Genomic DNA, 21451 nt, shown 5'->3' on the forward strand with positions numbered 1-21451 from the left:
GTGCGTTGTCCGATTCGTCAGGCGATACCCCGGCGGGCGGCCACTTCCTGCGTGAGCTGAGGAGCCACCGAGAACAGGTCGCCCACCACGCCGTAGTCGGCCACACCGAAGACCGGTGCCTCCGGGTCCTTGTTGACCGCCACGATCGTCTTGGACGTCTGCATCCCGGCGAGGTGCTGAATGGCCCCGGAGATGCCCAGCGCGATGTACAGCTGAGGGGAGACGGACTTGCCGGTCTGCCCCACCTGGTACTGGTGGGGGTAGTACCCGGCGTCGACCGCGGCCCGGGACGCGCCGACCGCACCGCCCAGGACGTCGGCCAGCTCCTCCACCACCTTGAAGCCTTCCGCCCCCGCGACACCGCGGCCGCCGGAGACGACGACGCTCGCCTCGGTGAGCGCGGGACGGTCGCCCGCGAGCGGGGCGCGGCGGGCGATGACGCGGGCGGATGCCGCCGGGGCGATCGGCACCGGGACGAGCTCGTGCTCCATGGCCTCCACGGGATGTTCCTCCGGCTCGAAGGCGCCCGGCCGCACGGCGATCACCGGTACCCCGTGGGTGACCTCGGAGCGCACGGTGTACGACCCGCCGAAGACGATCTGGGTGACCACCCCGGAGGCGTCCAGGTCGACCGCGTCGATCAACAACCCGCTGTCCAGCCGCGCGGCGAGACGCCCGGCCACCTCCTTGCCGTCGGTGGTCGCGGAAACCAGAACGGCGGCGGGAGAGACCTGCCGTGCCGCCGACTCCAGGGCCTCGACGGCGGGTGAGCCGAGAAACCCGCCGACCTGCGTGGACTCGGCCGCGTAGACGCTGGTGGCGCCGTGACGGGCGAGGGAGTCCTTGAGGCGGACCGTGGTGCCGGGGGTTCCCACGAGCACGGCGGCCGGATCGCCCAACCGCCGTGCGGCGGCCAGGAGTTCGTATGTGGACTTGTGGACGCGTTCCCCGTCGTGGTCGACGAGGACGAGGACGTCGGGCATGGGTGTGCCTGCTTCTTGGTCGGGGCGGTTCAGACGAGTTTCCGGGCGATCAGGTGGTCGGCGAGCTGCCGGCCGGCCGAGCCGTCGTCCGTGACACGGATGCCGGCTGCCCGCGCCGGACGCGGGACGGCCTCCACCACGCGCGTGCGGCTCACCAGGAACCCGGTGTCGTCCGGGAACAGGTCGTCGAGGCCGACCGTCGCCACGGGCTTCTTCTTGGCGGCCATGATGCCCTTGAAGGAGGGATAGCGCGGCTCGTTGATCTTCTCGGTGACGCTGACCAGCGCGGGCAGCGGCGCCTCCAGTGTCGCCTCACCGCTCTCGGTCTCGCGCTCGGCGCGCACCCGCCCCGCGTCCAGGTCGAGTTCGCGTACGTGGGTCAGCTGCGGCAGGCCGAGCAGATCCGCGACGACGGCCGGGACCGCACTGGCCTGTCCGTCGGTGGTCGCGTTGCCCGCGAGGACCAGGTCCACGTCCGCCACCGTCCGCACGGCGGCGGCCAGGACCCTCGCCGTGGTCACCACATCGGCGCCCTGAAGCCGGTCGTCGCAGATGTGGATTCCACGGTCGGCGCCCATCGCCAAAACCTTGCGGATGGCGTCGAGCGCTGAGTCGGGACCCATGGACACGACGGTGACCTCGGCATCCGTCGTCTCCTTGAGCGTCAGGGCTTCCTCCGCGGCGCGCTCGTTGATCTCGTCCAGGACGAGGTCGGTGTTCTCCCGGTCGAGGGTGTGGTCCCCCTCGGACAGGGCGCGTTCGGCAGCGGTGTCCGGGACCTGTTTGACGAGTACGACGATGTTCACGGTCGCCTTCCTTCGGCCGGGGCGGTCAGCGGAACGCCGGGTAGCCGGTGATCGCCTGGCCGACGACCAGCGTGTGCATCTCGCTGGTGCCTTCGTAGGTGAGGACGGACTCCAGGTTGTTGGCGTGGCGCAGCGGCGAGTACTCCAGGGAGATGCCGTTGGCGCCGAGGACGGTGCGGCACTCCCGCGCGATCGCGATCGCCTCCCGAACGTTGTTGAGCTTGCCGACGCTGATCTGCTCGGGCCGGATGCGGTGCTGGTCCTTCAGGCGGCCCAGGTGTACGGCGAGCAGCGCGGCGCTGCCCACGGACACGGTCATGTCGGCGAGCTTCTTCTGCGTGAGCTGGAAGGCGCTGATCGGCTTGTCGAACTGGACCCGGGAGTCGGCGTAGTCGATGGCCGCCTGGATCGAGTCGCGGGCGGCGCCGACCGCGCCGAACAGAATGCCGAAGCGGGCCTCGTTCAGACAGGACAGCGGGCCTCGCAGGCCCTCCGCGAACGGCAGCCGCGCCGAGTCGGGCAGCCGTACGTTGTCGAAGTACAGCTCCGAGGTGATGGAAGCGCGTAGCGACATCTTCTGCTTGATGTCCTGGGTGGTGAAGCCGGGCGTCCCGCGCGGCACGAGGAAGCCGCGGATGCCCTCCTCGGTCTGCGCCCAGACGGTGGCCACGTCGGCGATGCCGCCGTTGGTGATCCACATCTTGGAGCCGTTCAGGATCCAGTCGCCGCCCTCGCGGACGGCCTTGGTACGCATCCCGGAGGGGTTGCTGCCGAAGTCGGGCTCGGTCAGGCCGAAGCAGCCGATCGCCTCACCGGCGGCCAGCCGCGGCAGCCACTCAAGCTTCTGCTCCTCAGAGCCCCACTTCCAGATGGAGAACATCGACAGCGAGCCCTGCACGGAGACGAAGCTGCGGAAGCCGGAGTCCGCCGCTTCCAGCTCCAGACAGGCCAGCCCGTAGCTGACGGCGTTCGTGCCGGCGCAGCCATAGCCTTCGAGGTGCATGCCGAGCACGCCCAACTTGCCGAGTTCCGGGGCGAGTTCGCGAGCGAAATGGGCGTTCTCGAACCACTCGCCGATGTGCGGGCGGACCCGGTCCGCGAGGAACCTGGCGACGGTGGCCTGGATCTCGCGCTCCTCGTCGGTGAGGACGGAGGCGATGTCGAACAGTTCGAGGGGATCCTTCAGCGGCTTGGCGCTCATGTCGTGCTCCATGTGATCAGGGTCAGGTGAACGGGTGGTCGGTTCGGTCGACGTGCCGAGGCTGCGAACGGTCCGGTGACCGCTGCGTGTCACGCGGAGGTGTGGTCGGCCTGGCCGGACGGGTCGGTGAGTATCTGTGCGGTGTGCTGGCCCAGGCGGGGCGGGGGGAAGCGGTACCGCGCCGGGGTGCCGCTGAGCCCGATGGGATGGGCGACCTGGCGGGAGAGCCTGGCCTCTTCTCCTTCGGCAGCGTCGACGGGGATGTCGACGATGCCGGGAAGGCCGAGCTGGTGGGCGAAGGCGAAAGCCTCGTCGAGGGTGTTGACCGGTCCGGCGGGCACCCCGGCCGCCAGCAGGACGGTGGACCAGTGGTCCGCGCCCGCGGCGCCGAGCCGCTTGGTCAGTGCGTCCCGCAGTTCGACACGGTGAGCGACCCGGTCGGCGTTGGTGCGGAAGCGGTCGTCGAGAGCGAGACCGGGGTCCCCGACGACCTCGGCGAGTGCCGCGAATTGCCGGTCGTTGCCCACCGCGAGGGCGATCGGCCGATCCGCGGTCGGCAGTGTCTCGTACGGGGCGATGCTCGGGTGCGCGTTGCCCATGCGGCCGGGAACCACACCGGCGACGGCGAAGGCCGAGGCCTGGTTGACCATGGCCGACAGCAGCGAGCCGAGCAGGTTCACCTCCACGAGCTGCCCTTCGCCGGTGGCGTCCCGGTGCCGTAGGGCTGCGAGGATGCCGAGCGAGGCGTGCAGTCCGGTGATCACGTCGACCAGGGCCACGCCCGCCTTCACCGGTTCGCCGTCCGCGGTCCCGGTCACGCTCATCAGGCCGCCGACGGCCTGTACGAGCAGGTCGTAGCCGGGGATCGCGGCGCCCGCGCCGCTGCCGAAACCGCTGATCGAGCAGTAGATCAGCTCCGGGTGCCGGGCCCGGAGTTCGCGAGGACCGAGTCCCAGCCGTTCCATCGTGCCGGGACGGAAGTTCTCCACCAGGACGTCGGATTCGGCGATGAGGGAGCGAGCCTGTTCGAGACCCGCCTGGGTGGTGAGGTCCAGGACGACGGACCGTTTGTTCCGGTTGACGCTCAAGAAGTACGTCGAGGTGCCGTCCTGGTCCGCCGGCGGGTGCCAGGCCCGGGTCTCGTCCCCGATGCCCGGGCGCTCCACCTTCACCACGTCGGCGCCGAGGTCGGCGAGGAGCATGGTGGCATAGGGTCCCGCGAGGACCCGGGAGAAGTCGGCGATGCGCAGCCCGTGCAGTGCGGCGCGCCCTGCTGCGTCGACCGCACCGGCCCGTTCGTCCGGTGCGTCGTACTGGGTGTCCACGCGCCCTCCTCTTTCTTCGTGCCGCCTACGCGAACGTGACCTGACCGGTGCCGTGCCTCTCACCACCAGCGCTCCAAGGGCGTTGCCCGGTAGGTGAGTTCGAGGAGGGGGAGTCCCTGCTCGCGGGGAGCCACGGCCCGCACGACACGTACTCTCGCCCCCACCCCGGCCACGGCCGGTTCCGTGCCGGCGATCTGGCAGACCAGGGTGAAGCCCTCGTCCATCACGACGAACCAGGTGTTGAGCGGCGATTGGCCGATGCGGCGCACGAGGGCCCCGGCGCCCGTACTGCGCTCCCACTTGAAGGCGGTGGAGCCACAAGCGCGGCAGAACGAACGGCGGTAGGCGGCAGTGCCGCACCAGAGGCAGCACTGGAAGAGCAGTTCGCCGCCGGCGTCCAGCGCGGACGGGTCGGCGGTCCCGGTCGTCGCCGCGGCAGGCATGTCATGGCCCTTCCCGAACTCGTTGGGTCCGCGGCTGTCTGTCTGGAGCATCACAGCCTCCTGTACTCACTCCGGTGACCGGAAACGGGCGATCGGAATCCGATATGGCTCCCTCACCCTGGCCCGCCCGCGGATCGCCGGTCAACGACGAGCTGACGCAGCTTTGTGCGTCGAAAACGTTCTGTTCACCAAGGTCAGGACCCCTTTCCCGGCGCTACCCTCGGCGAGGGCGCAGCAAGCGGACCTGCGGCCGACGTCCGGGCCGTACGGGTATGGGTGGTGGTCCTGCGCGTTCAGGGCGTCAGCATCCGGTCCTGCTCCAGTGGAGGTGTGCCGTCGTGCCAGGGCAGGGCCTTTCCGAAGCGGACCAACTCGCCGTACAGGGTGGGGTCGACGTGTTCGGCGAAGACCAGGTCGAGTACGGCCGCCGCAGCCTGGGCCGGTGACTGCGCACCGCTGTAGTCGCTGAACCAGGGGCGTGACGTGGCGGTGTCGACCATGCCCGGGCACACAGACGCGATCAGAGTGCCGGCGGCCAGGTCGCGTGCACGGCGTTCGGCAGCGAGGGCGCGGACGGCGGCGACCTGAGCCACCTTGGAGGGCACATTCAGCCAGACGGGCCAGCCCGCCTCCTGCGCGGTCTTGTGGTGGATGGCGCTGCGCCACGACTCGACGGCGTACTCGACCTGCTCCAGGCTCGCCCCGTCGAACAAGTGGTGCAGCCGCGGGTCGAGATGGCCCAGGGTGCCCAGGCTGCTGGCCACGACGAGCAGCCGACCGCCCGGGCGAAGAACAGGGCCGAAGGACCGCAGGATCGCGTGCGTGGCGGTGTTGGAGACGTCGATGAACTCGTCCGCCCGTGCGGCCTGTGACTCCGCGGGCAACAGGCGGGCCACGGCGTTGGAGATGACGACGTCGACTCCCCCGTGCCGGGCGCGGATGCCCTCGGCGAGGCGGGCGATGGCATCGGTGTCCGTGACGTCCAGGACACGGCCCTCCACCCGGGCACGTGTACCGGGCAGCAGGGCGACCTCGCGGGCGGCGTCGGCCACGCGCCGGTGGCTGCGGCCGGTGAGCAGGACCAGGTCGTTCTGGTGCATGCGGGCCGCCAGTCCTTCGACGAGGGCACGGCCGAGTCCTTGGTTGGCGCCCGTGACAAGGGCGATGTGTGAATCGTTCATGCCTGCCACGCTAGGAACCCGGTACTCATGAGTCCAACGAGAGTTCGGCACGGCTAGTATGCGTAAACATCATGGACTTCTCGGATGTGTCACTCACCGCACTGCGCGTCTTCCGCGCCGTCGCCGAACAGGGCACCTTCACCGCGGCCGCCGCGTCGCTGGGATACACCCAGTCCGCGGTCTCCCGGCAGATCGCCGCGATCGAACGGGCCGCGGGCGCGGAGCTGCTGGAACGGCGACGCGAAGGAGTACGGCTCACCGCGGCCGGCCGCGTCGTCATGCGCCGCGCGACGGTCGTGATCGACGAGATCGACGCGACCGCGCGTGAGCTGTCCGGCCTTCCCGAGCAGTCCGGCACGGTCCGCCTGGGCTGGTTCCCCAGCGCCGGCGCCGTGCTGGTGCCCCGCGCCCTGGCCGGGCTGCACCGCACGGATCCCGGCCTTCGGATCGTCGGCCGGGAGGGCAGCACCCCGGCACTGGTACGGGCGCTGCGGGCCGGCAGCCTCGATCTCGCCCTGCTCGCCTCGGCGCCCCCGTTCCGGCCGCCGGACGCCGAGTCACCCCCACTCGTACTGCAGACCCTCACCGAACGCGCCCTCTGCCTGGCGGTGCCCGCCACCCACCCGCTGGCTCGCGGCGACTTCGTCGACGTGGCGGACCTGCGCGGGCAACGCTGGATCGCGGGCTCCTCCTCGGGCGAGGACCGGCTGATGGGAGTGTGGCCGGGTCTGGACGAGCGGCCGGACATCGCCCACACCGCCCGAGACTGGCTCGCCAAGCTCCAACTGGTCGCCGCGGGCTGCGGACTGACCACTGTGCCCGCCGTACTCGCCTCCGCCGCACCACCGGGCGTCCGCGTCCTGCCCGTCCGCGGCGGCCCCCAGGAACAACGGCGCCTGCTCCTGGCCCGCCTCCCCCACCCGCCGACCGACCCGAGCATCCGAGTGTCCTCCGCCCTCCGCGCGGCGGCCCTCGACGCCGACACACCCGCTCCCTCCTCGCCCCCTCGTGACGAAGGGAGAGCCCAATCAGGTCGACATGAAAGTACGTATGGCGCAGGGTTCACCTCATGTCTGATCCTTCCCCGAAGTTGTTGCCGGCCGGATACCAGAGCCGATCGGCAACTACCGCTGATGTCCACTCAGTTCACTGTTTGATCACCGCATGCGAGAACGAGCTGCATGGCTGTGCGACGACCGGCATTGATCGCGTTGCCGCTGATCTCAGCCTGCCAGGCCTGGATCTGAAGTCCGACACGGTGCTCGTTCACGACTCCAAGGGAGAGTTGGCGGGCTGGACCTGGGTGAAGGGGCGGCGGGCCACGGTTCACGTGCACCCCGGTAGCCGGGGGCATGGTCTTGGCAGTTCGCTTCTCAACTGGGCCGAGGCACGGGCCCGGCAGCTGGGAAGCGACCGCACTGCCCAGACGGTCTCCGACAGCGATCACGCGGCGATCGCGCTCCTGCGGTCCAGTGGCTACTCCAGGCTCGTCACCGAGTGGCTCCTGGAGATCGCGATGCCCGTTGAACCAGAGGTGCCCGAGCCGCCGGCAGGTATCACCGTCCGAGCGTTTCGGCCTGGCGACGAACAAGCGGCGTACCAGCTCACCGAGGACGCGTTCGACGAGTGGCAGCAGCGGCGGAAGACCTACGCGGAGTGGGCCCGGCACACGGTCGAACGAGCAACGTTCGACCCTGCTGCATCACCGGTGGCCTTCGCCGACGACCAGATGGTCGGCGCGGTACTGTCGCTGGACGTCCCCGGCAACGACGAAGGGTACGTCGAGCGGGTCGCGGTACGACACGACCACCGCAATCGAGGGATCGCTCGCATGCTGCTGCGAGAAGCGTTCCGTACCTTCTACCGCCAGGGGAAGCAGACCTGCACGCTGTGGACACACTCGGACACCGGCGCGCTGTCGCTGTACAAGCGGATCGGCATGACCGTCCAGCGCAGTTCCACGGTCTACAGCAAACCGCTCACCACCCGGTAGCCGAAGTGGGCTGGGCACGTCAGACCTGTGCCCCCTTGAACGCGGTGACGATCTCGTCGGAGCTCAAGATGGCGTGGGCGTAGGACGGGCCGTTGAGGTCGTGGGCCGCGTGCAGCATCTCCCGGGTCCATGCGGCGGTTGCTCCGCGAACGAGGGTTACGTGGTAGCCCAGTTCCATGGCGTAGTGGCTGATCGATTCGATGCAGGTGTTGGCCAGCATGCCGACGGTCACCACGTGGGTGATGCCGTGCTTCTTGAGCTGAAGGTCGAGATCGGTGTTGGCGAAGCCGCTCTGTCCCCAGTGCTCGTGGACGACGACATCACTCTCCTGGGGAGCGAAGTCCAGGTGCCAGTCGCCGCCCCAGGCTCCGTCTTCGAACACCCGGTTCTCGTTGCCGCCGGCCTGGTCCGCGGTGAGGAAGTTCCAGTTCGCGTAGTTGCTCTCGCGCCAGCGGCGGTGCGGGACGACGAAGACCTGGATGCCGGCCGCACGCGCGGCGGCCACCACCGCGCGCAGGTTGTCGAGCAGGCCGACCTCAGTGGCGACCTCTTCGACCAGGGGCCACAGCTTCCCTCCTTCGGAGAGGAAGTCGTTGTAGGGGTCCATCAAGAGCAGTCCCGTGTGCGCCGGCTCGTACTGCGTGTCGGTCATGAGTCGTCCCTCCAGAGGTGCCGAGGAGTCCGCGTCTTGTGCCGCGGACGCTCGCTCGGAGGAGGACGACATGGGTGGCTGGTCGGAGATCACGAGCACGGTGTGCCCCGTCGGGCGGTCGAGCGCGGTGATCGGGGACCGCTGGACACTGGTGATCATGCGGGAGCTGACGATGGGCAACCGCCGCTTCGACTCTCTGCAGACCCAGACCCTGGCTTCGCCGCAGATGCTGACCAATCGCCTCAAGCGGCTGGAGGCCGACGGCACGCTCGAACGCCGCGCCTACAGCGAAAGGCCACGCCGCTACGAGTACCACCTCACCGACAAGGGCGAAGCCTTCGCCTCGGTGCTGCTCGCCCTGCGGGCATGGGGCGAGACGTGGTGCAAGGAGCCCGGGGAAGGTATTGCCGTCCATCACCTCCACAAGACATGCGGGCGCGAGGTGGGCCTGAGCGGCACCGTATGTGAAGGGTGCGGCAAGCCCTTCACCATGGACGAAGTGACAGGTGAACTCAGCGCGGCCTTCGCCCAGGAACGCGAGGACCGGAGCACAGCCGCCAGGCAGGATGCCGAGGCCCGCCGAACCTAGTCAGCTGGGCCGGCGTCGCAGCCAGTCCCACCGTCGATACGTCGTCAATCCGCCGTCTGTGCCGGACCCTCCGTGACCTTCCACAGCAGAGGCCTGCTGCCGGTGATCGCGGCGAGCATGGCCAGCGTGCCGACGGCCAGGCAGATCACCAGTTGCACGACACCGGCGGTGTTGATCGTGGTGCCGGCCGCCTTGTTGAGCTGCATGGCGCCGAAGACACCCATGCCGGTGGTGCCGCCTGCCAGGACGGCCAACGGAATGACGGTCTCGCGGATGCGGGCCCCGTCCAGCACCTTGAGCGGGGTGCCGGCCAGCCGCAGCAGGCCGTACATCCGGCGTCGGTCGAGGACGTTCGCGGCAGCCGTGAGGCCGGCGGAGGCGGCTGCGACGAGGAAGCTCAGCACCAGGGTGGCCGTGCTGACGGTGGCGACGCGGGCGACGACTATGTCGTCCGACGCGGACACATAGTCCTGTGTGAACGGGTAGCGGCCCGATCCGAGGCGGGTGAGCGCGGTGACACCGGTGTCGACGCCGTCCTGGCCGCCGGAGACGTGGGCGATGACGCCGTCGACACCGCCGAGCAGGCTGTCGTAGTCGTCCTCGCTCGTAACGGTGACGGTCGCGGTGACGCCCGCCTGCCGCAGCAGCGCACGGGCCCGGGTGGCGGTGTGCCGGGCGTCGGCGGCGTTCGCGGCGATCACCCCGACCTGGCCCTGGTGGTTCTCGCCCTCGGCACCCAGCGTACTGACGGAGAAGAACCCGGCCACGAACCCGGCGAGGACCAAGCCGCTGACAGTGCGCCAGACCGCGCGCGGGTCGTCGCTGAGCCGGCGCGCGGCCAGCAGCGTGGCCGGGCGCCTGGCGCGGCGGCCCACGATCCGGCCCAACCGGTCCACGACCCAGGGGCCGAACAGCCAGAACGCGCCGTAGAAGAGCGCCAGCAGGGCGAGCAACTGCCGGGGCTTGAGCTGTCCGCCGTCGCCCGTGGACGCCCAGATGTAGCCCAGGACCGCGACGACCAGCAGCAGACGTATCACGCGGGTGCGGCGCGGGTCGGCCTGCTGGGCGACGCCCAGGGGCGAGGTGGCCACCTGGCGCAGCATGGTCACCGCGCTGACGGTGATCAGAGCGGTGACGGTCAGCACCACGGCCGCCAGCCAGGGCAGCCCCACCCACAGCTGGCCGGTGTACCAGGCGCCGACGCCGTACGGGATTTCGGCGAGTGCGGGCAGCAGTGCCGTGTAGGCGAGCGCGCCGGCCATTGCCCCGGCTGCGCCGACTCCCGCGGCCTCGACGGCGGTCATGGCGAGGATCTGTCGCGGCGTCGCCCCCGCCAGCCTCAGCGCGGCCAGACGCTGTTCACGCCGGGCCGCGCCGAGCCGCCCGGCCGCCGAGGCCAGCACGACGACCGGCATGACGAGCAGCACCACGCCCAGCAGCACGGTCCCCTGGTCGATGCCGGTGAACACGCCGGCCCTGGTGCCGGAGAACCCGGAGACCAGTGCGCGCTCGGTCAGCCCGTCGTCGTAGTAGTTCTGCTCCCCGGCCGCCTTGGAGACGGCCGCGTCGGCGGGCGCCCGTCCGATCACCGCGACCAGCTCATCGGGCGAGGCGAGACCGGCGGCGCCGATCGTGCCGTAGGAGCTCACTTTCGGGAAGCGGTCGGCGAGTTGGGCGGCGGGGAGCTTGTGCAGGAGCTCGGCCAGGGCGGGAGAGACGTACACCTGGCCCTGTTGCGGGAAGTGGCTCAGGCCGGGTGGCGCGGGGGTCTGTCCACGGCCGGGCAGTCGGGCCAGGTTCACGACGGTCACGGGTTCCTGGCGTACGTATGTCGTGGTCGTGGCCTGGACCGCCGTCGCTTCCCTGGCCGATACGGCGTCGGGAGTGCGCCACGTGGTGTGGCCGGCGCGAGCGCCCGCGCCCACGGCGGCGGCAATCATCAGCAGCAGGAGAAACGAGCCGACGGCGGCGGCACCGGCCGCGAGCAGCTGGGACTGGAGGCCGCGACGACCGGAGGACCTCGCGAGGTGCCAGGTCAGGGGCAGGACGGGGGAACGCATGGAAGCACCCTCCAGGGGAGATCAGGCGACGGTGTACTGGGAGTGGCCGCTGATGCGGCCGTCGCGGACCTGGAGGACCCGGTCGCAGTGCGCGGCCACGTCGGCGTCGTGGGTGACCATCACGAGGGCGGCGCCCGTCTCCCGGGTGGCGGAGGTCAACAGTTGGACCACCTCCGTGCTGGTGCGCTGGTCCAGGGCGCCGGTGGGCTCGTCGGCGAACACCACGTCCGGCTCGGCGGCCAGAGCGCGGGCGATGGCGACGCGCTGGGCCTGGCCGCCGGAGAGCTGGCCGGGACGACGGAGCTCCAACCCGTCCAGGCCCAGCGGCGTGAACCAGCGGCGGGCACGGGCGACGGCCTCGCCACGCGGCATGCCCTCCAGCATCAGCGGCAGCGCCACGTTCTCCTCGGCGGGCAGCTCCGGCAGCAGCTGGCCGAACTGGAACACGAACCCGAACCGCTTGCGGCGCAGGGCGCTGAGCTTGTTCTCGCCGAGGTTGTCGATGCGCTCGCCGCGCAGCAGCACCTGGCCTTCGTCGGGCCGAACGATCCCGGCGAGGGTGTGCAGCAATGTGGACTTGCCGGACCCGGACGGGCCCATGATCGCCAGCGAGTCGCGCTCGTGGACCTCCACTTCCACCCCGGCCAGGGCGGTGGTGGAACCGTACTTCTTGACCAGGCCGTACCCGGCCAGAACAGTGCTCACGGTGTCTCGTCGCTCCTTCTCAGCGCTCGAACTTCCAGGTGACGCTCTTGGCGTCGGCCTTGGTCACCCGGACGGGTATCCCGACGCTTTCGCCGTCGCTCTTCTCGCCGGTGCAGGTGATGGCGGCTCCGGCCACGGCCTTGAGGCCGGTCGGGCAGGTGACACCGGAGACCTTGTCGCCGACCCAGGGCAGCGGGTGGAACTTGCTCTCGGTGCGCCCGGCGACGACATCCGCCGCGAGCGCCTTGCGGCCGTCCACCGACGCCGTGCTGTACTCGTCCAGGCGACTGGTCGACTCGGTGCCGGCCAGCAGATGCGTACCGAGGCCGCCCAGCGCAATCAGCGCGGTCACGCCTCCGACGACGCCGACGAGAACCTTGCTCCGCTGCATCGCGTACTCCTGACGTCCGTGGTGAGGATGCGGACCCACCCTCGCCCGCGGGCCCGGGCACGCGCCTCGGCCGAACGGTCGGGATCGCGGGCGGGTCCTCGGTCGTTCGGCCGATCCCGCTGCCAGGGCTCTGGCCTACCGTGATCGGCATGCGGTCCGTTTCCGCCCAGGACTGCGCGCACGGCCTCGCCGTGGGGGTCCTGCTGCTCGCCGCGTCTGTCGCCGATTCCTCTCTACGCTGGCTGCGACCGGGCGAGTGTCCTGCCACGGCTAGTCCCGTCTGACAGACCCTGACCACAGTGCTCGTCGGACTGGCCGGCGGCTGTGGCCGACCGGGCGGCGGCCCGAATTGCACACCGCAGATGCGCATTGCCGTGCCTGCTCTCGCCTCGGCCCATTCCAGCTGACGGACTGGGCGGTCCAGGCGTGTGAGAACGCGCCCGCGCGGGCCCGACCGACGAACTGCACGGCCAACTCCTGTGCCCGGCACCACTGCTGCGGTGAGACTCGGAGGGCATGCAGGCGTACCTCTGCGGGCGCATGGTGATCACCGGTGTGCGTCGGTGGGGGGAGCGATACGTCAGCTCGGGGGGCGATGTGAGGCCCCGTCAGCCACGGGACGCTGGAAAGGCGCCCGCAGGACACGGGCGTCATCCACGAGGAAGGATCGGCAATGAGCCGCAGCGCGTCAGCCTCCGCCCGTATCCGTGTCGCCGCAGGTGTCGCCGCCCTGATCGCCGTCGCCTGCACCGCCTCCGCCGCGGCCTCTGGCCGTTCGCCCGGGTCCGACGCCCCCGGCGGGTCCCGGGAAGCCGCGGCCCTCACCGGGTCCGCCAAGCTCTCGCGGACGCTCGGGGACGACATCACCTTCACCTTCGACGCGCATCTAGCCGCCCGGCACCGGATGGATCCGGCGAAGGCCACCGGGACCTTCCGTTTCAGCCACTACCTCGACGGCGAGGGCGCCTGGGCCAAGGGGCGGATCGACTGTCTGGTGACCGGAGGGAAGGTCGCCATCGCCACCGGTGTCATCACCGGCAGCGACCTGCCGGGGGCGAAGGGCAAGCGGGTGGGCTTCACCGTGCACGACGTGGGCCGGCACGACCGGTTGGGCTACAGCTGGGCCTCCGTTGGCAACCCTGTGGAGACCAAGGACCTGCCCAAGTGCGTGAGTTCGGCGCCGTTCGAGCGAGTGAAGAGCGGCACCGGTGACTTTCGGGTGCTGCCCTGGCAGCCGGACTTCGTCGAGTAGGCGGCACGCCGGGTTCCCTTCTGGTCAGGGGGCCGGCACCCGAAGCCGGACCGGGACCGGTGGGCTCAGCGCACGGGAAAGCCGTAGGAGTAGCCCTGTTCCTTGAGCCGCGGCAGGATCTGGCGCAGGGCCTCGACGGTCTGGGAGCGGTCGCCGCCCGCGTCGTGGAAGAGGATCGTCGGGCCGCCCGGCAGCTCCTGTTCCACGGTGGCGACGATGGCGGCCGTGCCCGGCCGTTCGAAGTCCTTGGAGTCCACGTTCCAGCCGAGCGGGCGCATGCCCCGGGAGGCGGCGAGGTGGCGGCTGTAGGGGGTGAAGGCGCCGCCGGGGGCCCGGTAGTACATCGGCCGTACGCCCCCGGACGCCTGGGTGATCATGCGTTCGGCGTCCAGTATCTGCTGCGCCTGGTAAGCCTGGGGCTTCTTGTCCATGGTGGTGTCGTGGGACACCGAGTGGTCGCACAGCCGGTGGCCGGCTGCGACCACCTGCTTGACCAGGTCCGGGTGGGCCTGCGCCTGCGTGCCCACCATGCAGAACGTGGCCTTGACCCCGTACTGGCGCAGCACATCGAGTACTTGGGGGGTCCACACAGGGTCGGGGCCGTCGTCGATGGTGATGTTGACGCCCCGCGCCCCCTGATCCGAGGCGTGCACGATGTCCTCCGCGACCGGCTTAAGGGCACTTCCCCGTGCGGCCGAAGTGGTCGCCTTGGGCGATGGGCTGCCCAACGCTCCGGCCTGCGCGGTCCACACCGAGGCACCGGCAGCGAGCAACGTCACCCCGAGCGCCGCCCCGAGCACCTTGCTGTTCCAACCCCGCCCGCCGTGCCGTGCCATGTCCGTCCCGCCTTCACGCAGTTCCTCGCCGATTCCCTGGTCACCTTGCGACCACCTGGCAGGACGAGTGACGGCGGCCACAGGATGCGTCCGTTACCGATCAAGGACAATTCCGGGGGAGTTCGCGGACAACCCTGCCGACAGCGGCCGCATGCAGGCCGGTTGGCGTGACCGCGATTGTGGTCGGCCGGGTGGGCCTGCTCGTCGCCACTGAGGGCCTCGGAGGGCTCCAGGCTCCCGCACAGGTGAACTGCGCCTTGCAGGCGGAGCCGGTACCCCCGCGCACCGGCACACCGCGTCATTCCGAAGAAATGCGGAACTCGAATTCGGGACGGTCCCAGGGCACGGCGGGCGGGTTCGCGAGCGCGGTCCCGGTCCGCACCGCACCGACGCGGTGGTAGAAGTCCTCGGCGGGAAGATGCGACACGACCTTGAGACGGTCGAGCCCGGCGGCACGGGCCTCGGACCGCATGTGCGCCACGAGCAGCCGCCCAATACCCCGTCCTTGCGCTTCGTCGGCGACGAACAGCAGGTCGAGCTCCGGTGGGGCGAGGACGAGCGAGTAGAACCCGAGGATCCGGCCTTCATGCTCGTCTGCGCCGACGGCCACAAAGGCGCGGTGGGCCTCGATGTAGTCAGGACCGACACGGTAGCCCGCGACTGCGGCTGCGTACTTGCCCTGATAGGCGCCTGAGCCACGCACGAGCCGGGTGAGCCGTTTGGCATCCCGCGCGACGGCCCTCCGTATCGTGATCGGCTGGCTGATCGGGGCAGTGCGTGAACTCATCGGGAGAGTATGTCGCACCCAGGGAGTGTCTTCGGACAGCGGGTCGACCGCTCGGGCAGGCGTTCCTGTACCGCTCCCGGGAACCTCTCATGACGTATGAAGGATGCCTGCCATCCCACAGAGGGGTGGGTGTCTGGGATGGTGCGGGACACGTGCCCGCTACCGCTCCCCCACCGGCACCCGCCACACCAGCGTGGTGCCGCCGTCCGGCGGGCTGCTCAACTCCAGTTCGCCGCCCAGCTGTTCGGCCCGCTCGGCCATGTTGAACAGTCCGCTGCGGCGGCCGTCGGCCGGGATGCCCACACCGTTGTCGGCGACCGTCAGTTGCAGTCGGCGGCCGTCGCACTCCAGCGCCAGGTCGGCGCGGTCGGCGTGGGCGTGCCGGGCGATGTTGGTGAGGGCCTCGGAGAGCACGGCCAGCGCGTGGTCGGCGATCTCGCTGGGCACGTCGGTGTCGAGCAGTCCCTCCATGCGCACGCTGGGCGTGAAGCCCAGCACCGGGGCCGCCTCACCGACGGCCCGTACTACCCGGGCGCGCAGTCCCGTCCCGGCCCCGCCGTCACGCGCTCGCAGCCCGAAGATCGTCGACCTGATGATCTTGATGGTCTCGTCCAGGTCGTCCACCGCCCGGACCACACGCTCGGACGCCTCGGGATGCTCGATGAACCGGCCCGCGCTCTGCAGGGTCATTCCCGTGGCGAACAAGCGCTGGATCGCCAGGTCGTGCAGGTCACGGGCGATCCGGTCACGGTCCTTGAGCATCGCGATCTGCTCGGCGTCCTGGCGTCGCTCCGCCAGTTCCATGGCGACGGCGGCCTGCGCGGCGAAGCCTTGCAGGGTCTCGGTCTCGGTCGTGGTGAACTGCGGCCGACCGGCCTCCCGCGCCAGCAGAAGCACGCCTCGGACGCCGTCCTCGCCCGTGCCGATGGGCACGGCCACGGCGGGGCCGAGTCCCTGGAAACGGGGCGGTTCCGGGGTAACGCGTTCGTCGTGGGAGACGTCCGTACTGACGGCAGGGGCGGCGGTGGAGAAGGCCAGCCCCATCAAGGTCGCGTCCATCGGGAGCACGAGACCCCTGTGCGCGTCGGAATCCAGCCCGACGGCGATCTCCACGGCGAGCGACCCGGTGTCCTCCATGGGCAGCGCGACCGCGGCCAGCGCCGATCCGGTGATCTCGCCGGCCCGCTCGGCGATCAGGCCGAGCACGTCGGTGCGCCCGCCGCCGGACATGAGGCTGTGGGTGACCTCCGCGTTCGCCCGGAGCCAGCGCTCCCGCAGCCGGGAGTCCTCATAAAGTCTTGCGTTGTCGATGGCGACGCCGGCCGCCACCGCCAGCGTCGAGAGAACGGACTCGTCGTCCTCGTCGAACTGCGCGCCGCCCCGCTTCTCGGTGAGGTACAGGTTGCCGAAGACCTGGTCGCGCACCCGGATGGGCACGCCGAGGAAGCTGTTCATCGGCGGATGGTGGTCCGGGAACCCGTATGACGAGGGATGCTCGGAGATCTTCGTCAGGCGGAGTGGCTCGGGATGGCGGATCAGCTCACCGAGAATGCCGTGGCCCTCGGGGAAGGGGCCGATCCGGGCGATCTGCTTCTCGGTGACCCCGACCGTGTGGAAGGCGGAGAGACGCCTGCCGTCCGGACCGATCACGCCGAGGGCCGCGTACTCCGCGTCGACGAGCACCCCGGCGGCTTCGACGATGCTGTGCAGCGCCTGCTCCAGATCCAGCTCGCGGCCGACCGAGAGCACCGCCTCCAGCAGGCTGTGCACGCGGTCCCGGGTTCCACGGGCCGCGTCCAGCCGCGCCTGAAGCTCCTCCAACAGCTCGTCCAGCCTCAGCTGCGGCAGCCGTACACGGGCCTCATGCGGCTCCTGGGGGCTTGCCACCTGTGTCTCCTCGGGTCCCTCGGACGCGCTGACACCGGCCGCTCCGGTCGTGGACCACGCTACCGGCCGACGGCGGGCGACGGTACGCGGTTCGGATCCGGCGGCGGAGGGTCCAGTGCCGGTTCCGGAACGGCGAACGCGCCCGCCTGTACCGTCGCCGCGAGCACATCCCGACGGCCTCGGCCACGGCGTTCACCGTGCAGCGCATGGTCTACGGCGATCTCGGCGCCGGCCCCGGCAGCGGCGTCGCCTTCACCCGCGACCCGGCCACGGCCCGGCCCGGCCTGTACGGCGACCGACTGGCCGACGCCCAAGCCGAGGACGTCGTCGCCGGCACGACGGCGTGGGGCGGATGATCGGGAGCGGGGTCGAGGAGGGCCGCGCCGCGCACCTCGTAGGCGATCCCGAATCCGTTCACTGCTTTCACGCGGCGGGACTGGACTACGTGTCCTGCTCGCCGTTACGGGTCCCGGTCGCGCGTCCGGAGGCGGCAGGGCGGCACTGTCCGGCAGCGAGGGCAGCGACAGCCGATGCGGGCACCCGTATGGGGCCGGCAGCGCTCACCGAACGAGCACAGGGAGCGGATCACATGACCGACAGGGATGTCAGGCCAAGGTCGCCGCGGCCCGCACCCGGCCGGGGCTTCCGGTCGTGGAGGGCAGAGTGACGATCAGCAGGGTCGCCGTACACCAGGTCCTGTCGTGGTCCGCCGGGGCCGAGGACCCGGGTGGGCGGCCACCTCGTCGTCGTACACCTTCGGGAAGCCGACACGCACGCGCTCGCGGACCAGCTGGAGGACCGTTCCGCGCCCAGGTGGAGACAGCCGTGCACCGCGCGGCCGCGGCCCGCCGGGCCGCGGCCGTGGCGGGGTGGTGCGATGCACGACGACGGAAGCCTCGGGGGTTCCGCTCCGGATGAGTGAGGGCCGTCCGGGCCCTTGTCGGGGACCATCGGCCCTTGGCGCGGCCCTTGGCCAGGGAGAAGCTTGAGGAAGGAGCGGCACCGATCCCCCGCGGTGTCGCTCCGCAGGTATTCCGACCGGGCAGCAAGCCACGAATCCCAACGGAAAGTCCGTCATGGCCCACAACGCCAGCCGGCCGGCCCTCGCAGGACCGCGCCGCCGCATCGAGCTCGACAGCGCCGAGGCACTGCGACTGCTGGGCAGCGTGTCCCTGGGGAGGGTCGTCTTCACCCTGCATGCGCTCCCGACCGTCCGCCCGGTCAACCACGTCCTGGACGGCGGCGACATCGTCATCCGCACCCACGAGGGCACCGCCCTGACTTCGTACACTCAGCGGGCCGACGGCCCCGGTGTCGTCGTCGCCTACGAGGCGGACGACATCGACGCGACGACGCATCTCGGCTGGAGCGTGGTGGTGACGGGGTACGCCCGGCCGGTGACCGACCCCGGTGAACTGGACCGCTACCAGGCGATACTGGAGCCGTGGGTGCAACAGCCCATGGACCACGCGATCCGCATCAGGCCCGAACTGGTCACGGGCATCCTGCTCACGGTCGACGGCCGGCCAAGCGAGGACTGAGCCCCGCCCGGCCGTCGGCGGTGTGGGTCACGCGATCGGTGTCCGGGGCGAAGTTGACGGGCGGCACGACGGGCTGCGCGGAGACCGCTTGGGCCGGTTGGGTCCCTCTTTTGACCGACAGGGCATGCTGCCTCCGGTCGTCACGAACCGTTCGTGGGCCGACCGGGCCCGGCGGCCAGGGGCTGTTCGGCCCTTCCGCGCCGTCCGTCGGCACAGCTCTGGTCTCACCAGGCGCGGCTCGGCCGACTCCGGCTGGTCAGCCGCAGCGGCCGCTGGCTGCGGTTCTGCTGGCCACCGGTCTGGGCGGTATCCTCGAGATACGCCCGCACCTGTCAATGGCCCTGGCCACCCACACACCGGCCGTCGGGTTTCTCCCTGTCGCCGTGGGATGACCCGCACAGTGATGTACGTGTCTCACAGGCTGCGGCAGTCATGGGCCGAACGGCCTTCTCCCCGGCCGGAAACGTGTCCCGAGCGGCCCGTGAGCGCAGCCCCCTCGGCCCGTGCCGTCGCCCGCCCGGAGCTGCCACCGTCGACGGTGTGCCGACCGGAGGAGGTGCGAAGCCATGGCCCACGGCAAACGGACGAAGAAGTGGTTCTGGCGCTGGCGGAACAACCCGTTGAGGCGGCGCGAGGACATCGCCGAGGCCTGGATCATGCTGGCACTGTGTGCGCTCGTCGCGGTGGGAGGCACCGCTGCCGGCCTGGTGACAGCGCACGCCACCGACGAGACATTGGCACAACTGCGTTCCGATCGGCGCTCCACCCACGCGGTGCTCCTCACCGACGCGTCGAAGCACGTGTCAGCGGTGCGGTCGTCGGGCGACAAGGTCTCGGCCGCCGTCCGCTGGACGACCCCCGACGGCTCCGCCCGCACCGGGCGCACCCTGGCCGACCCCGGGTTGAAAGCCGGGACTCGAGTCGTGGTCTGGCAGGACAGCCACGGCAAGCTGACCACCGCACCGCCGAGTGCCGGGGAAGCCGCTGTCGAGGCGGGCGTGCTGGGCACCGCCGCCGGGCTCGCCCTCACCGGCGTGGTCCTCGGCGTGGGAGCCGTCGTCCGGTGGCGGCTCGACCGACAGCGCATCGACAGCTGGGGCCGGGAGTGGGACCTGGCGGGTCCCCAGTGGGGGCACAGGACTGGATGAAGCCCACACCACGCTGCGACAACCGCCCGACGGCCCGGTCGGCACCACCGGCGACCGGGCCTGATCGAAATCCTCCTGAGGGGGGGCACAGAACTACTGGTTCCCGAGGCGCCCGCCGCTCAGCGCCCCACACGCCCCGGCGCCGAGATCGTGCTGGGCGTGGACGCCCGTGAACCCGCTCAGGCGGCTGTCGGCTTCGCCTTCGACACGGCAAGGGTGCGGGGCGTGCGGCTGCGTGCCGTGCATTCCTGGAGGTTCCCTTCGTGCGCCGCCGAGTTGCGCTTCGGTGTGCCGGAGGAGGACCGGGCCACCTGGGAGGACCACGAGGTGCAGCTGCTCGCCGACGCACTACGACCGTGGCGGGAGAAGCACTCCGACGTGCACGTGCTGGAGGACGTCCTGCTGTTGCCTCCGGCCCGGGCGCTGAGCCGACGTTCCGCGAGCGCCGGGCTGGTGGTCGTGGGCCGGAGTTCGGAGCGCGAGCCGGGGCCGACCCTGTGGGCACTCCTGACCGAGGCCCTGTGCCCCGTCGCCGTGGTGCCCACGTAGGCAGGGCTCGGCAGGCGGTCATGGTGTCCGGAACTCGGGCACCATGACCGCCCTCCGCTATTCACCCGCCAGCTCGGCGGCCACGTGCGCCGCCCACTCCTGGATCGCGGTGAAGTCCCTGAAGTCCCCGCCCTTCCCGGAGCGCAGGATCATGCGTGCCACAGCACCCTTCGCGCCTTCCTCCAGGCAGCCGCCGAAGGTGGTGTGCTCCCTGGCGTCAAGCCGGGTCATGGCCCGTTGCACTCCCGGCACGGGCGGAATGTCCCGCTCGGAGGCCGAGGCGTCGAGCGGTCCGCTGCTGAAGAGCCAGAGCGGGCGTTCGGCGAGGACGCGACGGTGTCGCCGGAGAAATCGGCGGGCGTCCTTGTGCCAGCGTCCGGCGTACAGTGCTCCGCCGACCACGACGGCGTCGTACCCGGACACGCTCGCCACCGACCGGGCGGGCAGCACGTCCACGGTCAGCCCGTCCTTGTGCAGGACCTCGCCGATGGTCTCTGCCACCTGCGCGGTCGACCCGTTGGTCGTTCCATAAGCCACCAGCACCTTGCCGATCATGCCGGTCATGGTGGTCCGCCTCCTCTCACAGCTTGCGCGGCCAGTTGTCGGCCACGCCGTACAGGACTTGCTCGTCGGAGATCATTTCTTTGCGCGAGCAAGGTGTGGACCGAGGGTCGGTGGGGCGCGGTGTCCATCATCGGGCGTCTCCTCCAAGCCTCTCGGCACTTCGAGCGTCCAGCGGTTCGGCGAGGGGGCCCATGGGCTGTCCGGGCACCTCGGGGGCCGGTCGGCCCCATGTTTCGCGCTGGTCGTCCCTGGTGCGGAGGAGGAGACCGGTGATCGGCGGCACCGGTCTCCGTTTGGGTGGGTCAGTCGTCGACGACGAGGGCCGTGTCCGAAGATCACTACAGTGTGCGCGACGTCGCGGCCGATGCGTCCGAACGTCGAGTCGTACGCCAGCAGGTGGGCGAGCGTGGTCGGCGAGGCGATGTCGTTGATCGCGACCATGCGCACGTCCTGGATGCCTGCCTCGGCGCGGTCCAGGGCCGCTCGCAGGCAAGTGGGGCCGATGCGGCCGAAGGCGTTGATGCCGACGCGCATGGCCATGGCAGTGGCTTCCTCTCG

General features: G+C 70.7%; 21 protein-coding genes and 2 pseudogenes. 8 read left to right on the plus strand and 15 right to left on the minus strand.

The genetic code is table 11. The features are described 5' to 3' along the window. Positions 1–17 precede the first annotated feature (17 nt). From RNB18_RS27985 to RNB18_RS28010, 6 genes are all read right to left on the minus strand, one after another. Positions 18–983, minus strand: coding sequence for an electron transfer flavoprotein subunit alpha/FixB family protein (locus RNB18_RS27985; protein ID WP_311716870.1), 966 nt, complete (start codon positions 981–983; stop codon positions 18–20). 29 nt (positions 984–1012) lie between these two features. After that, positions 1013–1789 (minus strand): electron transfer flavoprotein subunit beta/FixA family protein, encoded by a 777-nt coding sequence (locus tag RNB18_RS27990; RefSeq protein WP_311716871.1) that lies wholly within the window; start codon positions 1787–1789, stop codon positions 1013–1015. A 25-nt stretch (positions 1790–1814) separates the two neighbouring features. After that, positions 1815–3002, minus strand: a complete 1188-nt coding sequence (locus tag RNB18_RS27995) for an acyl-CoA dehydrogenase family protein (protein WP_449657641.1) — start codon at positions 3000–3002, stop codon at positions 1815–1817. A gap of 77 nt (positions 3003–3079) precedes the next feature. Then, complete coding sequence (locus RNB18_RS28000; protein WP_394817678.1) at positions 3080–4315, minus strand: CaiB/BaiF CoA transferase family protein; 1236 nt, start codon at positions 4313–4315, stop codon at positions 3080–3082. Between the two features lie 59 nt (positions 4316–4374). Continuing rightward, positions 4375–4809 carry a PhlB family protein gene (locus RNB18_RS28005; protein ID WP_311716872.1) on the minus strand — a complete coding sequence of 145 codons (435 nt, stop codon included), beginning with the start codon at positions 4807–4809 and terminating at the stop codon, positions 4375–4377. 242 nt (positions 4810–5051) lie between these two features. Beyond that, positions 5052–5939 (minus strand): SDR family NAD(P)-dependent oxidoreductase, encoded by an 888-nt coding sequence (locus RNB18_RS28010; RefSeq protein WP_311716873.1) that lies wholly within the window; start codon positions 5937–5939, stop codon positions 5052–5054. A 71-nt stretch (positions 5940–6010) separates the two neighbouring features. Here RNB18_RS28010 and RNB18_RS28015 point away from each other — a divergent pair. Both RNB18_RS28015 and RNB18_RS28020 read left to right on the plus strand, forming a co-directional pair. Further along, positions 6011–6940 (plus strand): annotated as a pseudogene (locus RNB18_RS28015) (LysR family transcriptional regulator); the annotation flags it as partial. Between the two features lie 257 nt (positions 6941–7197). After that, a complete protein-coding gene (locus RNB18_RS28020; RefSeq protein ID WP_394817679.1) occupies positions 7198–7932 on the plus strand; it encodes a GNAT family N-acetyltransferase in 735 nt (244 codons plus the stop codon). Between the two features lie 19 nt (positions 7933–7951). Here RNB18_RS28020 and RNB18_RS28025 read toward each other — a convergent pair whose 3' ends face one another. Then, positions 7952–8743 (minus strand): cysteine hydrolase family protein, encoded by a 792-nt coding sequence (locus tag RNB18_RS28025; protein ID WP_311716875.1) that lies wholly within the window; start codon positions 8741–8743, stop codon positions 7952–7954. Here RNB18_RS28025 and RNB18_RS28030 point away from each other — a divergent pair. Continuing rightward, positions 8742–9173 (plus strand): winged helix-turn-helix transcriptional regulator, encoded by a 432-nt coding sequence (locus tag RNB18_RS28030; protein ID WP_311716876.1) that lies wholly within the window; start codon positions 8742–8744, stop codon positions 9171–9173. The genes RNB18_RS28025 and RNB18_RS28030 overlap by 2 nt on opposite strands. A gap of 44 nt (positions 9174–9217) precedes the next feature. Here the strand turns inward: RNB18_RS28030 and RNB18_RS28035 are convergent, their stop codons facing one another. Genes RNB18_RS28035 through RNB18_RS28045 form a run of 3 tightly spaced genes read right to left on the minus strand, consistent with a single transcriptional unit; the run spans position 9218 to position 12329 of the window. Beyond that, complete coding sequence (locus tag RNB18_RS28035) at positions 9218–11233, minus strand: ABC transporter permease (RefSeq protein ID WP_311716877.1); 2016 nt, start codon at positions 11231–11233, stop codon at positions 9218–9220. A gap of 21 nt (positions 11234–11254) precedes the next feature. Further along, entirely contained in the window at positions 11255–11938 is a 684-nt protein-coding gene (locus RNB18_RS28040) for an ABC transporter ATP-binding protein (RefSeq protein ID WP_311716878.1), read from the minus strand. Positions 11939–11957: 19 nt separating this feature from the next. Then, positions 11958–12329 (minus strand): DUF4333 domain-containing protein, encoded by a 372-nt coding sequence (locus tag RNB18_RS28045; RefSeq protein ID WP_311716879.1) that lies wholly within the window; start codon positions 12327–12329, stop codon positions 11958–11960. Between the two features lie 673 nt (positions 12330–13002). Here RNB18_RS28045 and RNB18_RS28050 point away from each other — a divergent pair. Then, positions 13003–13581 carry a hypothetical protein gene (locus RNB18_RS28050; RefSeq protein WP_311716880.1) on the plus strand — a complete coding sequence of 193 codons (579 nt, stop codon included), beginning with the start codon at positions 13003–13005 and terminating at the stop codon, positions 13579–13581. Between the two features lie 65 nt (positions 13582–13646). Here RNB18_RS28050 and RNB18_RS28055 read toward each other — a convergent pair whose 3' ends face one another. The 3 genes from RNB18_RS28055 to RNB18_RS28065 form a co-directional block, all read right to left on the minus strand. Further along, entirely contained in the window at positions 13647–14417 is a 771-nt protein-coding gene (locus RNB18_RS28055) for a polysaccharide deacetylase family protein (RefSeq protein WP_311716881.1), read from the minus strand. Between the two features lie 298 nt (positions 14418–14715). Then, a complete protein-coding gene (locus RNB18_RS28060) occupies positions 14716–15204 on the minus strand; it encodes a GNAT family N-acetyltransferase (RefSeq protein WP_311716882.1) in 489 nt (162 codons plus the stop codon). A 159-nt stretch (positions 15205–15363) separates the two neighbouring features. Beyond that, positions 15364–17091 carry a GAF domain-containing sensor histidine kinase gene (locus RNB18_RS28065; protein ID WP_311716883.1) on the minus strand — a complete coding sequence of 576 codons (1728 nt, stop codon included), beginning with the start codon at positions 17089–17091 and terminating at the stop codon, positions 15364–15366. Positions 17092–17219: 128 nt separating this feature from the next. Here RNB18_RS28065 and RNB18_RS28070 point away from each other — a divergent pair. The 4 genes and pseudogenes from RNB18_RS28070 to RNB18_RS28085 form a co-directional block, all read left to right on the plus strand. Next, positions 17220–17426: pseudogene (locus RNB18_RS28070) on the plus strand (PEP/pyruvate-binding domain-containing protein); the annotation flags it as partial. Positions 17427–18167: 741 nt separating this feature from the next. After that, a complete protein-coding gene (locus tag RNB18_RS28075) occupies positions 18168–18632 on the plus strand; it encodes a pyridoxamine 5'-phosphate oxidase family protein (RefSeq protein WP_311716884.1) in 465 nt (154 codons plus the stop codon). A 566-nt stretch (positions 18633–19198) separates the two neighbouring features. After that, complete coding sequence (locus RNB18_RS28080) at positions 19199–19780, plus strand: Rv1733c family protein (RefSeq protein WP_311716885.1); 582 nt, start codon at positions 19199–19201, stop codon at positions 19778–19780. Positions 19781–19939: 159 nt separating this feature from the next. Next, positions 19940–20329 (plus strand): universal stress protein, encoded by a 390-nt coding sequence (locus RNB18_RS28085; protein WP_311716886.1) that lies wholly within the window; start codon positions 19940–19942, stop codon positions 20327–20329. A gap of 57 nt (positions 20330–20386) precedes the next feature. Here the strand turns inward: RNB18_RS28085 and RNB18_RS28090 are convergent, their stop codons facing one another. Both RNB18_RS28090 and RNB18_RS28095 read right to left on the minus strand, forming a co-directional pair. Continuing rightward, positions 20387–20884 carry a flavodoxin domain-containing protein gene (locus RNB18_RS28090; protein ID WP_311717030.1) on the minus strand — a complete coding sequence of 166 codons (498 nt, stop codon included), beginning with the start codon at positions 20882–20884 and terminating at the stop codon, positions 20387–20389. Positions 20885–20965: 81 nt separating this feature from the next. Next, entirely contained in the window at positions 20966–21433 is a 468-nt protein-coding gene (locus tag RNB18_RS28095; protein WP_311716887.1) for a glyceraldehyde 3-phosphate dehydrogenase NAD-binding domain-containing protein, read from the minus strand. Positions 21434–21451: the final 18 nt, after the last annotated feature.

This window comes from Streptomyces doebereineriae (genome assembly GCF_031845645.1).
GTDB classification, from domain to species: Bacteria; Actinomycetota; Actinomycetes; order Streptomycetales; family Streptomycetaceae; genus Streptomyces; species Streptomyces canus.